10 protein-coding genes are annotated in these 13,728 nt (G+C 52.6%); 9 read left to right on the forward strand and 1 reads right to left on the reverse strand.

The annotated features are described in order from the left end of the window. The first annotated feature begins 134 nt into the window (after positions 1–134). The 3 genes from J2T14_RS08820 to J2T14_RS08830 are packed head-to-tail and all read left to right on the forward strand — an operon-like array spanning position 135 to position 2,777. On the forward strand, positions 135–2,114 hold the full coding sequence (locus tag J2T14_RS08820; RefSeq protein ID WP_307469912.1) for a hypothetical protein: 1,980 nt from the start codon (positions 135–137) through the stop codon (positions 2,112–2,114). After that, positions 2,111–2,422: an EscU/YscU/HrcU family type III secretion system export apparatus switch protein gene (locus tag J2T14_RS08825; protein ID WP_307469915.1), complete on the forward strand. Its 312-nt coding sequence runs from the start codon at positions 2,111–2,113 to the stop codon at positions 2,420–2,422. Before J2T14_RS08820 ends, J2T14_RS08825 begins: the two co-directional genes overlap by 4 nt. Beyond that, on the forward strand, positions 2,409–2,777 hold the full coding sequence (locus J2T14_RS08830; protein WP_307469918.1) for a YraN family protein: 369 nt from the start codon (positions 2,409–2,411) through the stop codon (positions 2,775–2,777). Before J2T14_RS08825 ends, J2T14_RS08830 begins: the two co-directional genes overlap by 14 nt. A gap of 561 nt (positions 2,778–3,338) precedes the next feature. Here J2T14_RS08830 and J2T14_RS08835 read toward each other — a convergent pair. Continuing rightward, entirely contained in the window at positions 3,339–4,919 is a 1,581-nt protein-coding gene (locus tag J2T14_RS08835; RefSeq protein ID WP_307469920.1) for a YifB family Mg chelatase-like AAA ATPase, read from the reverse strand. A gap of 324 nt (positions 4,920–5,243) precedes the next feature. On the opposite strand from J2T14_RS08835, the gene sucC reads away from it, so the two are divergent. From sucC to hslV, 6 genes are all read left to right on the forward strand, one after another. Further along, positions 5,244–6,404: an ADP-forming succinate--CoA ligase subunit beta gene (sucC, locus tag J2T14_RS08840; protein ID WP_307204014.1), complete on the forward strand. Its 1,161-nt coding sequence runs from the start codon at positions 5,244–5,246 to the stop codon at positions 6,402–6,404. A 57-nt stretch (positions 6,405–6,461) separates the two neighbouring features. After that, positions 6,462–7,403, forward strand: a complete 942-nt coding sequence (gene sucD, locus J2T14_RS08845; RefSeq protein ID WP_307469923.1) for a succinate--CoA ligase subunit alpha — start codon at positions 6,462–6,464, stop codon at positions 7,401–7,403. A gap of 180 nt (positions 7,404–7,583) precedes the next feature. Beyond that, positions 7,584–8,717 (forward strand): DNA-processing protein DprA, encoded by a 1,134-nt coding sequence (gene dprA, locus J2T14_RS08850; RefSeq protein WP_307469926.1) that lies wholly within the window; start codon positions 7,584–7,586, stop codon positions 8,715–8,717. Between the two features lie 28 nt (positions 8,718–8,745). Continuing rightward, the gene (topA, locus tag J2T14_RS08855) at positions 8,746–10,851 is read left to right on the forward strand and encodes a type I DNA topoisomerase (RefSeq protein WP_307469929.1); all 2,106 of its coding nucleotides are present in this window, start codon (positions 8,746–8,748) and stop codon (positions 10,849–10,851) included. A gap of 820 nt (positions 10,852–11,671) precedes the next feature. Then, on the forward strand, positions 11,672–12,991 hold the full coding sequence (trmFO, locus tag J2T14_RS08860; RefSeq protein WP_307469931.1) for an FADH(2)-oxidizing methylenetetrahydrofolate--tRNA-(uracil(54)-C(5))-methyltransferase TrmFO: 1,320 nt from the start codon (positions 11,672–11,674) through the stop codon (positions 12,989–12,991). 146 nt (positions 12,992–13,137) lie between these two features. Beyond that, a complete protein-coding gene (hslV, locus tag J2T14_RS08865) occupies positions 13,138–13,680 on the forward strand; it encodes an ATP-dependent protease subunit HslV (RefSeq protein WP_307204020.1) in 543 nt (180 codons plus the stop codon). The last annotated feature ends 48 nt before the right edge of the window (positions 13,681–13,728 follow it).

Here is a 13,728-nt window from a genome sequence, read left to right on the forward strand (position 1 = left end):
CCGCTGCCAGGAACGAGCGACGGGCGTTTTTGTTTGTCATACCTACACGGAAGGCGCTTGCCAGCCGATATAAAGGGTACATATATAAAATATGAGGGATCGTAAGGATTAGGCAGAGGAGGCTTGATGCAGAGATGAACATCAGCCAGATGATGAGAACCTATCTGGGAGAAGCCGCCGGCAACGATACGCGGGCGCTGGAGCTTAAGACGGGTCAAACGGTTCGCGGCGTCGTTCTGCAAGTCATGGAAAATAACGAAGCGATCGTACAAATAAACGGCGTGCAAGTGCGTGCCAAGCTTGAAATTCCGCTTCAGCAGGGGCAGACGGCACTTATGCAGGTTCAGCCGCAATCGTCCGGAGCGATCATCGTGCTGAAGCAGGTTGAGCCAAGCACGCTCGGCATGCCCGATGAGAATTTCAAGGAATGGGCCAAGGCGCTTTCGTTGCCGGAAACGAAGTGGGCGCTTGCGCTTATCAAAGATTTGCGCCGGGAAGGTCTTGTACTCACGAAGGAAGTTTCGCAAGCGTTCCAGCAAGCGGCGGCGGCTATGCCAGAGGGCGGCGATATCGAGCAGTGGATGCATGCAGCCGCTGCGGCGCATAAGAGAGGTCTGCCGATGACGGGAGCTGTCGTTGCTTCTTTGCAGCAAGTCATGTTCGGTCAGGATGCGCACGAGCTGCTGGACACGCTGCAGAAGCAGCTTGCCGGGTTGTCGAAAGCGATGGCGGGACAAGACGGCAAGGCGGCTGCCGAGGCCAAGGCGCTGCCACCGGCAGCAGCTCGTGTGGCGGCGCTGCTGGCCGAAGGAGCTGAGCTGTTGCGTCGAGCGGTCGATAGCTCTGCGACTGCCGATAGCGAGTCTCAGACCGGCTCTGCAAGAGCGGTGATTCCTGCTCAAGCAGGTAAGCCGGAGGTGCCTGCGCAAGCAGCGACAGCGGCAAGCATGACGATTGCCGCGGCAGCTCAAGGCGAAGGAGCCGAAGATGCTGCGAATGCTCAAGCCTCAATTCGCCCGTCGGATGCTGCCGGAAGCAAGGGCTCGCAAAACTGGATCGGCCAAATGATGAAATGGCTTGGCGTCGATCATGAGCTGCAGCTTGCCAAGGCGACTGCCGCGTCTGATGTGCCGGCAGGAGCACGTACGGCAGCACCTGCACCGCAAGCTGATGGACAGTCGCAGGCTGTTGCAGGAGAAAGCGTCAGCGAGAGGAATATTGATGGCGATGGAGCTGAGGAAACGGCAGCCCGACCTGCCGCATCTGCCACTAGAGGCGTCGAGTCGGAGCGGTCGATTGGCGGCGCTCAACCGAAGCTGCATCAGTCGGAGAATGAGCAAGCAAGTGGAGTGCAAGCTCGGGTTAGCGGGGGCACAGCAGAGGAGCACCAGACGAAGCCAGCCGCGGATATGCGGCCTGGCATGGAACGCACGGCAGGCATTTTGCAGCAGGCAAACGCGCTCGGAACCGAGTCCAAGCCGGAAATTCAGATTCAATCGAAGCAAGCTCAGCAGATGCAGCAAAGCCAACAGCATGAATCGCTGAAGAGCGCGCTGCTCTCGCTTCTATCGTCTAACGACACTCCGGCAGCAATCAAAGAAACGGCCCAGCAGCTCGTCGCGCAAATTACGGGTCAGCAGCTGCTGCTGACGCCGGAGCGGAACAGCTCTATTCTTACGCATGTCACGATGTTTATCCCATTCAACGGTCAAGACGGCAATCAGACGGCGTCCGTTCATATTCAAACGCGCAGGGGACGTAAAGGCGAGCTTGATGCGTCCAATTGCCGGCTCCTGTTCAACTTGTCGATGAACAATCTTGGCGATACGATGGTTGACGTGAATGTCGTAGACAAGATCGTCAGCTTGAATTTGTGGAATGATCACCCTGCCATCGGCGCGCTTGCAGAAACTTCGCGTATGGAGGTGACCGAGCGGCTTCAAGAGGCCGGTTATCAGTTGCTGACGCTTCGTGCAACGCCGCTGCCCAAGCCGGGCATCGAGACAGAACGGAAGCAGGAACAGGGCGCAGATAAGGCGAAGAAGCCGCAGGCACCGCCGGATCTGTCGCAGTTCTCGGCGACGAGGTACAAAGGAGTCGATTACAAAATATGAGCGGGGATCAGCAAGAAAATCGTTCATCTGCTCCCGCGCGCAAGGCGGTAGCGCTTAAATATGAGCCGGGCGATCGTATGGCTCCTGTAATGGTAGCCAAGGGCACGGGACATTTAGCGGATCTTATCCTTGAGAAGGCGAAGGAGAACGGCGTACCGATCCAAGAGGACGCATCACTTGTTGAAGTGCTCTCCAAGCTGGACGTCGATCAAGAGATCCCAGCCGAGCTATATACGCTGGTAGCCGAAATATTAAGCTTCGTCTACCGCTCGGATCGCAAAGCGAGGGATTGGAATGACGATAAGTAGGCAACAGCTTGGCAAGCTCGGCGAAGATGCGGCTTGCGACTTGCTTGAATCGGAGAGTTATCGGATTATCGAGCGCAACTGGCGCTGCCGAAGCGGAGAGATTGATATTATTGCCGAGCATGGAGGCAGGACGGTGTTCATCGAGGTTCGTACGCGAAGACCGGGAGCCGGGCGTTACGGAACGGCGGCAGAATCGGTAGATACTCGCAAACAAATGCAGGTTAGATCGACTGCTCTCGTCTACATGCGAAGCGCGGGTTTGTTAGATAGTCCAGTACGTTTCGACGTTATTGCCGTTGCGATAAGGGCGGATGGAAGCATCGTAGAGCGCAAGCAATATGAAGGGGCGTTCTGAAACGTGTAATATGATGGATTTTTACAGGAGGGGGCACAGTCCCAAAGCCACTGGCATAGGAACGGCCCCTTTGTGCGTATGCAGCTAACCTCTGGCTGCTGTGTTGGATTTCGCAGTAAATTGGGCGGAAATAGTGGTGGTGGGGAGCTATGGTGGATTTTCGCAGTAACTTTGAGCGTTTGACGCCATTTTGAGTACAAAAGAGAGGTCTATGCTGCGAATATCCAATATAGCTCTCTATATGTCGCGAAACAGCCTAAAGTTACTGCAATGATCCAGTATAGACACTTCGCACATCCCACGTAATGAACGATCTATTCGCCTAACGCTGAGAAAGCCTCACCCTGCTATATTCGATTTCTGCACTAACTTTGCTCTAGAACGTCCTCATTTGGGCGTTCCAACGAAAGTAAGTACAGGTCATCGACATAGGTTCGGGATGGACTACTACTCGGCTAAAATTAATGCAGATCTCCACCTTGGACACTGTCGCTGGCATATTCAATTATTTACTCATCGCATTATGGGAAGTGGTTGTATTCTATTCAAGCATCACAGCTACTATACATTGCCCAGTCTCCGATATTGTATCGCTTCCGCGACATGCTCGGCCTCAACCTCGTCGCTGCCCTCCACATCGGCGATCGTGCGCGCCAGCTTAAGCAGGCGGTCATAAGCCCGCATGCTTATGCCGAATAGCTGGAAGGCGTCGTCGAGCAAAGCTAACGCTGCCGGCTTAAGCAAAGCATGCTTGCGAAGCGCGGAGCTCGTTAGCTCGCTGTTCCATACGGTGCCGAGCGAGTGGGTCCGCTGCTGCTGACGGGCTCTGGCAGCCTGCACGATACGTCTCATATCGGCCGACGTTAGACCCTGTTCGGACGGTCTGCCTTGCTCCATAATAATGGGCCTAGGCACTTCAAGCTGAAGATCGATCCGGTCGAGGAGCGGACCGGATAGCTTGGAGCGGTACCGGCTAATCGCGGTCGAGCTGCACGTGCAGCGTTTCTCACCGTATTCATGGCCATAGTAGCCGCATGGGCAAGGGTTGAAGGAAGCAGCGAGCATGAGATTGGCGGGAAATTGGAAGACGGCCTTCGAACGGGCAATCGTCACGACACGATCCTCGAGTGGCTGCCTCATCATCTCGAGCACCTGTCGCGGGAATTCCGGCAGCTCATCAAGAAATAAGACGCCGCGATGGGCTAGCGTAATTTCTCCTGGCTTCGGGATGGAGCCGCCTCCAATCAGTCCGCCGCTCGAAATCGTATGATGCGGCGCTCGAAACGGCGGCCGCGTGATTAACCCTTGCGGCCCTTCGGGAAGCTTGCCTGCTACGCTATAGATTTTGGTCACTTCAAGCGCTTCATGCTCGCTAAGGGACGGCAATATGCCTGGCAATCGGCGGATCATCATCGTTTTTCCCGTTCCGGGCGGACCGCTAAGCAGAATATTATGTTTGCCTGCAGCGGCAATGAGCATGGCCCGCTTCGCTTGATGCTGCCCAATGACGTCACCGAAGTCGCAAGCATCATCTTTCCCCGATAGAGAAGCATCGCCATGTTCTGCCCTCCCCCGAACTCCTCTTCCTATAGCCGACGGATCGAATCGCAGCCGGTTCCAATCCCTGGCCGCATCTGTCTTGTCTGAAGAAGATAATTCCGTTAGATGCGTCAAGGCGAACAGCTCCATGCCCGAAATCCAAGCCGCTTCGAAAGCGTTGGCTAGCGGAAGCACGATTCGCGTAATGCCGCTGCTCTTGGCTTGCTCGATCATCGCTAGCACGCCGGATACGGGCTTGATTCCGCCGTTAAGCGACAGCTCGCCGATCAGAAGCGTGCGCTCGAACGGCTGCGAGCCGATCTGCGCACTGGCCGTCAATATACCTACGGCTATCGCAAGATCGAAAGCCGTTCCCTCCTTGCGTAGATCTGCAGGCGCTAGATTAACCGTTATCCGATCAAGCGGGAAGGTGAATCCGCTATTTTTAATAGCTGCCCGTACCCGTTCTACCGATTCGCGAACCGCAGGGTCCGGCAGCCCGACAATGTTGACCTGGGGCAAGCCGCTCGATATGTCTACTTCTACGGAAATACTTCTGCCATCCACGCCATATACGCTTGCGCTTTGCACAAAACTAAACAAAAAAAGCACCTCCATCGATTGAATGAAGGTGCTTCCTTACCATTCCGTTCCATTTATTTAGATTATGGCAATATCATAGAGCATGGCTTACATAAATGTCAATCATTGAACTTTTATAGCGTAAGATAATCGTTTAAAGGTCATACTATTTGGCGTAGTTTGTCTAGCGTTGTCGGTTTAATCTCAAAAAGAGATTAAACCCATATCAAAAAAGCCGTATTAATTATGCGTGAAAATAAGGTAACAAGCATGGAAAGGTGCTACAATAATAAAGGTTTGTGTACATATGACTGATTTCAGTCTGTGAAATGGAGGATTTCAACAATGAATATCCATGAGTATCAAGGGAAAGCGGTCCTTAAACAGTATGGTGTAGTCGTTCCTGAAGGTAAAGTTGCCTTCACGGTTGACGAAGCTGTAGAAGCGGCCAAAGAGCTCGGAACTGCCGTAGTTGTCGTGAAAGCGCAAATTCATGCAGGCGGACGCGGTAAAGCGGGCGGCGTTAAAGTAGCAAAAAACTTGGATGAAGTGCGTGCATACGCTAGCGAAATTCTTGGCAAAGTGCTCGTTACGCATCAAACGGGCCCAGAGGGCAAAGAAGTGAAACGCCTGCTCATCGAGCAAGGCTGCGACATCAAGAAAGAATATTATATCGGCGCCGTTCTTGACCGTGGTACAGGCCGCGTCGTTATAATGGCTTCGGAAGAGGGCGGCACGGAGATCGAAGAAGTTGCCGAACATTCCCCGGAGAAAATTTTCAAAGAGGTTGTCGATCCGGCTGTTGGCCTTCAGGCATTCCAAGCGCGCAAATTGGCGTATGCCATCAACATTCCGGGCGAGCTTGTCAATAAAGCAGTTAAATTCATGATCTCTCTTTACACCGCATTCGTTGAGAAGGACGCTTCCATCGCGGAGATTAACCCGCTCGTCGTTACTGGCGACGGACAAGTCATCGCCCTTGACGCGAAGCTGAACTTCGATTCCAACGCGCTGTACCGCCACAAAGATATCGTAGCGCTTCGCGACCTTGAAGAGGAAGACGCGAAAGAGATCGAAGCTTCCAAGTACGATCTGAGCTACATCGCCCTAGACGGCAACATCGGCTGCTTGGTTAACGGCGCAGGTCTTGCAATGGCAACGATGGATATTATCAAATACTTCGGCGGCGACCCGGCCAACTTCCTGGACGTAGGGGGCGGTGCGACTGCGGAAAAGGTTACCGAAGCATTCAAAATTATTTTGTCCGACGCGAAGGTAAAAGGGATCTTCGTTAACATCTTCGGCGGCATTATGCGTTGCGACGTTATTGCCAACGGCGTTGTCGAAGCGGCTAAGCAAGTCGGTCTAGACCGTCCGCTCGTCGTACGTCTGGAAGGTACAAACGTAGACCTCGGAAAAGCTATTTTGAAAGAATCGGGACTGAACATCGTCGCTGCCGACTCCATGTCGGACGGCGCTCAAAAAATTGTCGCTCTCGTGAAATAAATAGCTTGACTTGCGGCATGCCCGCATACGAATTCATTCAGGGGATGTGAGTTAAGAGTGAGCATTTTGGTCAATAAAGACACAAAAGTCATTACTCAAGGCATTACGGGCGCAACTGGCTTATTCCATGCAAAAGGCGCTTTAGAATACGGTACGCAAATGGTTGGCGGCGTTACTCCGGGCAAAGGCGGCACGAACGTTGACATCACGCTTGAAAACGGTAAGGTTGTATCGCTTCCGGTATTCAATACGGTGGCTCAAGCCGTCAAAGCTACGGGCGCTAACGCTTCGGTTATCTATGTACCGCCGGCATTCGCTGCCGACGCGATCATGGAAGCCGTAGACGCTGAGCTTGACCTTGTCATCTGTATTACAGAAGGCATTCCGGTACTCGATATGGTTAAAGTAAAACGCTACATGGACGGAAGCAACACGGTTCTTATCGGACCGAACTGCCCTGGCGTTATTACACCAGGCGAGTGCAAAATCGGCATTATGCCGGGCTACATCCATACGCCAGGCCACGTCGGCGTCATTTCCCGTTCGGGAACACTGACATACGAAGCGGTTCACCAGCTGACAACCCGCGGTATCGGTCAATCGTCCGCAGTCGGTATCGGAGGCGACCCGGTTAAAGGATCGGAATTCATCGATATCCTTAACCGCTTCAATGAAGACCCTGACACTTACGCGGTTATTATGATCGGCGAGATCGGCGGTACGGCAGAGGAAGAAGCTGCCGAGTGGATCAAAGCGAACATGAAGAAACCGGTAGTCGGCTTCATCGGCGGCGCAACGGCGCCTCCGGGCAAACGCATGGGACATGCGGGCGCTATCATCTCCGGCGGCAAAGGTACGGCCGCAGAGAAGATCGCTACGCTTGAAGCTTGCGGCATCAAAGTTGCTCCAACGCCTACGGATATGGGCTCCACGCTCGTAAGCGTACTTGAAGAGCAAGGCTTGCTCGAGAAATGCACGACGCACCAGGCGCAAATCTAATACGCAATACGCGAAGGTAAGCAACCTTTCAACGACCCGTTATCGGGAGTTGGAAGGTTGCTTTTTTTGTTTATTTTCATATTGATTTTCAAAATTTAATCGGCCGACTTGCATTCTTTATCCATGTAACGCACAATAGATAAGAATGTATGCCGCCCGATCCATGAGAGGGATGGGCGTATGAAGCTTAATAATGAACTAAGAAGAAGCATGGTTGTCGCTTTTTATGAAATACCGGGCATTGGCTGGCATTCCATTAAGAAGGCGATTGAGCATCAATTGTGGCTGAAGCCGATTTGGACGCTTGAGCTTCTAATCGGCATTGGATTGAAGAAGGATCAGGCGCAAGCGGTTATGAATCGTTTTGCTGCCGGCAGATGGGATCTCGCTGACAAATCCGCACCTGCAGCCGCAAGAGCGGGAGCCGTTACGCTAACGCCGTTCGACAAGGAATATCCGTATAACCTCAGGCAGATCGATCAACCGCCTTGGGTGCTGTACGCCAAGGGGAATCTCGATTTGCTTCATGCGCCGAGCGTTGCTATCGTTGGAACGAGAGTCCCGACCGCATATGGCAGGCACAGTGCAAGAGAAATGTCCAAGGAGCTCTCAGATCTCGGCCTTACCGTCGTTAGCGGTCTTGCCAAAGGAATCGACAGCCTTGCGCATGAAGCGGCTCTAGACGGTGCTGGCGGGACGATAGCGGTACTGCCGACTCCAATCGATACCTGTTATCCTTCGGAAAACAGGTCATTATTCCGCGCCATTGCCGAGAAAGGCTTGCTCGTATCCGAGACTCCGATCGGCACGACGCTCCATCCGGGGCAATTTCCGCAGCGCAATCGAATTATTGCAGGATTATCCGTCGGCACCGTCGTAGTGGAAGGTGCCAAACGAAGCGGTTCTCTCATAACGGCGAAGTATGCGCTTGACATGTCGAGAGAATTGTTCGCTATCCCGGGGCAAATATCGTCACCCAAGAGCGAAGGCCCGAATGATCTCATAAAAAAAGGCTCGGCTAAGCTGATTTCTTGCGCTACCGATATAATAGAGGAGCTGAGATGGCTGCCGGCCGCTATTGAGAAGAGGCTGAAAAGCAAGACCGATACCGGTACCGCCATCGATAACTCGGCTTTGGGTCTGACTGCCGAAGAACGACAAGTCGTCGGTTTTTTGCAGGATCAGCCGCTATCCATTAATGAATTACACGAGCTGTCCGCTATTCCGTTTGGACATTTGAACGCACTTCTGATAAATTTATGTATAAAACGGAAAATCGAGCTTCAGCCCGGATCCATATATATCGCATTGTAACCAGCAGTAGAGAGAGGAGGCACCTCGCATGGCAGATTCATTAGTTATCGTCGAATCACCGGCCAAAGCCAAAACGATAGGCAAATATTTAGGCAGCAAATATATCGTCAAAGCATCGATGGGTCACATTCGCGATTTGCCTAAAAGCCAGATCGGCGTAGAGGTAGAGAACGATTTCAACCCCAAATACATAACCATTCGCGGCAAAGGCAGCGTGCTGAAGGAATTGAAGGACGCCAGCAAAAAAGTCAAGCAAGTCTTTCTGGCGGCTGACCCGGATCGCGAAGGCGAGGCGATTGCATGGCATTTGGCACATTATTTGGAGCTAGACGAGACAGACACTTGCCGTGTCGTATTTAATGAAATTACGAAGCAAGCCGTGAAGGATGCGTTCAAGACGCCGCGGAAGATCAATATGGATTTGGTTAACGCGCAGCAGGCAAGACGCATTTTGGACCGTCTTGTAGGTTATAAGATCAGCCCGCTTCTATGGAAGAAAGTGAAGAAGGGATTATCCGCCGGACGCGTGCAATCGGTAGCGGTTAAGCTCATTATCGATCGCGACAACGAGATCGACGCTTTCGTGCCGGAGGAGTATTGGTCCATTACCGCGAAGCTGACCCATTCCGGCATCCCGTTCGACGCCAAGTATTATTCGGTTAACGGGGAGAAGAAGGAATTAGGCAAGGAAGCGGACGTGCAAGAAGTGCTAAGCGCTATGAGAGGCGAGAAGTTCAGCGTCTCCGACGTTCGGGAGAAGGAGCGGCTTCGCAATCCGGCTCCGCCGTTCATAACGAGCTCTTTGCAGCAGGAGGCGGCCAGAAAGCTGGGTTTCCGCGCTTCCAAGACGATGTCCGTCGCTCAGCAGCTCTATGAGGGCGTAGAGCTTGGCAAGGAAGGTACAGTCGGTCTAATTTCTTATATGAGAACGGATTCTACTCGCATATCGCCAGTTGCCCAGGAAGAAGCGAAAGAGTACATTACGACGAAGTACGGTCCGGCGTTCGCGCCCGAGCAGCCGCGCGTCTACACGAAGAAGAACAGCAATGCGCAGGATGCGCACGAAGCGATTCGTCCGACGTCGGTGCTGCGCGATCCGGAGACGGTCAAGTCATTCCTCAGCCGCGATCAGTTTCGCCTATACAAGCTGGTGTGGGAGCGCTTCGTATCCAGCCAAATGTCTTCTGCCATTCTAGACACGATGACCGTCGATATGCAAGCCGGCAGTACCGTATTCCGCGCTGTCGGTTCGAAAGTGAAATTCGCGGGCTTCATGAAGGTGTACGTCGAAGGCAACGACGACGGGACCGTTGAGGAGCATAAGTTTTTGCCTCCGCTTGCTGCGGGCGATGTGATCGCTGCCGAATCGATAGAGCCCAAGCAGCATTTCACGCAGCCGCCGCCGCGTTATTCGGAGGCAAGACTCGTTCGCACGCTTGAGGAGCTCGGCATAGGGCGGCCAAGTACGTATGCGCCGACGCTGGAGACGATCCAGAAGCGCGGATACGTAGCGATGGAAGAAAAGAAGTTCATGCCGACGGAACTTGGCGAGCTGGTTATCCAACTGATGGAGGAGTTCTTCCCTGAAATTCTTGACGCAGAGTTTACCGCCAACATGGAAGGAAATCTCGACCATGTGGAGGAAGGTACGGAGGATTGGGTGAAGGTGCTCGCTAATTTCTACGAATCTTTCGAGAAACGTCTTGAGGTCGCAGAGGACGAAATGAAGGAAATCGAGATTCAAGACGAGGTTTCCGATGAGCTCTGCGATAAGTGCGGAAGGCATTTGGTTTACAAAATGGGACGTTTCGGCAAGTTCCTGGCATGCTCGGGTTTCCCTGATTGCCGTAACACGAAGCCGATCGTCAAAGATATCGGCGTGCCTTGTCCGAAATGCAAAGATGGCAAGATCATCGAGCGTCGCAGCAAGAAGGGGCGCATTTTCTATGGCTGCGATCAATACCCGGGCTGCGATTACGTGTCGTGGGATAAACCGACGAACAAACCTTGCCCGAATTGCGACAGCATGCTGACCGAGAAGCGCAACCGGAACGGCCTGAAGCTTCAGTGTCCGACCTGCGACTATTCGGAAGAAGTGCCGGATGAAGATGATAACGAGGAATTGGCGGATTAACGCTTGATTGTGAAAGGAACAAAAGGCCATCGCGATTGGCACCCGTCCTCCCTAACTAGGGAGGACACCGTCGTTATATGACCTTCTCATTCCATTTTTAACATCCGATGCCTCGATAAGCCCTCCCTGCTAAGGGGAGGGTTTCACCGTGCATGGCGGCGTCGGAGGGGGAACAAGGGGCTGGTCCCGAGAAATCACGTGAATTTCTGCTTCTAATTTCACACCATGAGCATCGGGGCGATCGATAACCGGAAAAACTCCCGTTAAAACAACCCGTTTTTCGCTTACTTCAAGAAGTTCCTGAAATAAATGGAGCAATTCCTTCTATTTCACAAAACTCGGCCTAACCATACGATTTAACGTAAGAAATTCCAGTTATACTTGAGAATAGATTGAGGCGTATCGCTAGTTATGTAACCGACTCAACCTAAGTCCGAATATTCAATCAATAGCCGCAAACCTACTCAAACTAACTAAGTTCTCGCACCGCAAGATAGCGTGTCCCAAGGGACGAAGCGGTCCAACCGCAAATAAAGCAAAAGATCACCTGTGTACCTCCGACGTTCTAAATGCACTCAAACAGGTAACTAGTCCCCACTCAACGGGAAGCGGTCCCGCATGGACGATAGCAATCCAAGTGCAATCAAGCTCGCAAACGTCTCTCTAACTGCAACGTTTGCCATGCGGAGTCCAGAGGGTGCAACCCTTTGGGCCCTCCCTTGGAAGGGAGGGTTGGGAGGGTTCGAAAGTCCTTTGAAGGTTTGGTTATAAGCCTTTGAAGGTTTGGTGGAAAATATAATCTTGAAAGGATTGACCCACATTGTCACAACCACAAACCGTAACCGTCATCGGAGCAGGCTTAGCCGGAAGCGAAGCTGCCTGGCAGATCGCAACGCAGGGCGTGCCCGTTATATTATATGAAATGCGTCCGGTGAAACAAACGCCTGCTCATCATACGAACCAATTCGCAGAGCTTGTCTGCAGCAATAGCTTGAGGGCGAACGGCCTGACGAACGCCGTTGGCGTATTAAAGGAAGAAATGCGCCAGCTTGACTCGCTTATTATGAGCTGCGCCGATCAGCATGCCGTGCCTGCAGGAGGGGCGCTCGCCGTCGACCGCGACGGATTCTCCGGCGAAGTGACGAGCAGGCTTCGCGAGCATCCGCTCATTGAGGTGCGCAACGAAGAAGTAACCGAGATCCCGAAAGAAGGCATCGTCGTTATCGCGACAGGACCGCTTACTGCGCCAGGATTGTCCGCTCAGATCCAAGAGTTGCTTGGCGAGGAATACTTCTACTTCTACGATGCGGCTGCGCCGATTATCGAGAAAGACTCTATCGATATGAACAAGGTGTATCTCGCTTCCCGTTACGACAAAGGCGAAGCGGCATATCTGAACTGTCCGATGACCGAAGAGGAATTCGAAATTTTCCACGAGGCGCTTACGACGGCCGAGACGGCCGAGCTTAAGGAATTCGAGAAGGAAGTTTATTTCGAAGGCTGCATGCCGATCGAAGTCATGGCGAGCCGCGGCAAGCAGACGGTGCTGTTCGGACCGATGAAGCCAGTCGGCCTTGTTAATCCGCATACGGGCAAGCTTCCGCATGCCGTTATTCAGCTGCGCCAAGATAATGCCGCAGGTACGCTGTACAACCTAGTAGGCTTCCAAACCCACTTGAAATGGGGCGAGCAGAAGCGCGTATTTTCACTCATCCCCGGTCTGGAAAATGCCGAGTTCGTACGTTATGGCGTCATGCACCGCAATACGTTCATTAATTCGCCGCGTCTGCTTAAGCCGACTTATCAGTTGAATACGCGCGAGTCGCTGTTCTTCGCCGGCCAAATGACCGGGGTGGAGGGCTATGTCGAATCTGCCGCTTCGGGCCTCATAGCGGGCATAAACGCGGCTAGAGTCGCCCGTGGACAGGAGTCGATCGTATTGCCGGAGCAAACGACGCTGGGCAGTATGGCGAACTATATCACGACGGCCGATTTTAAACATTTTCAACCGATGAATGCGAACTTTGGCCTATTCCCGCCTCTGGAGAAGAAGATCCGCAACAAAAAAGAGAAAAACGAAGCGATCGCTAATCGGGCGTTGGAAGGCATTGAGCAATTTAAACGGGAACATTTGCAATAAATTTTCGTAGATAAGCATAGCATGGTCTACTCGAGGCGACGCATGTATAAATTTCTTCATATAGGCGCTTCACTTTGGACGAATGACAACTGCTGCTCAAGCAGAAGCGAACCGTGCTTGAGACATATCATAGAGGAGGCAAAGCAATGGAAATGCAATTTCACGCGACGACGATTTGCGCAGTTAGACATAACGGAAAGGGCGCAATTGCCGGCGATGGGCAAGTCACGTTCGGCAATAGCATGGTGATGAAGAACACCGCCAAAAAAGTAAGACGGCTCTATCGCGGACAAGTCATATCCGGTTTTGCAGGATCGGTTGCCGATGCCATTACTTTGTTCGAGAAATTCGAAGGCAAGCTCGAGGAACATCACGGCAATCTGCAGCGTTCCGCAGTAGAGCTGGCAAAGGATTGGAGATCGGATCGGGTGCTGCGCAAGCTGGAGGCGATGATGCTCGTTATGGATCAAAGCGGCCTGCTGCTGATCTCCGGAAACGGCGAAATCATCGAGCCGGATGACGGCTTGCTTGCCATTGGTTCGGGAGGTACTTACGCATTATCCGCCGCTCGCGCGTTAACTCGTTATTCATCCGAAATGGAAGCAAAAGACATTGCTCGCGCATCGCTGCAAATCGCTGCCGAAATCTGCGTCTATACGAACAATAATATTATCGTTGAGGAAATCTGATAATCGGGTAAGGTATAAGGGATTATTCATACCATGGTAAATCACATA

This window comes from Paenibacillus harenae (assembly GCF_030812415.1).
Taxonomy (GTDB): Bacteria; Bacillota; Bacilli; order Paenibacillales; family Paenibacillaceae; genus Pristimantibacillus; species Pristimantibacillus harenae_A.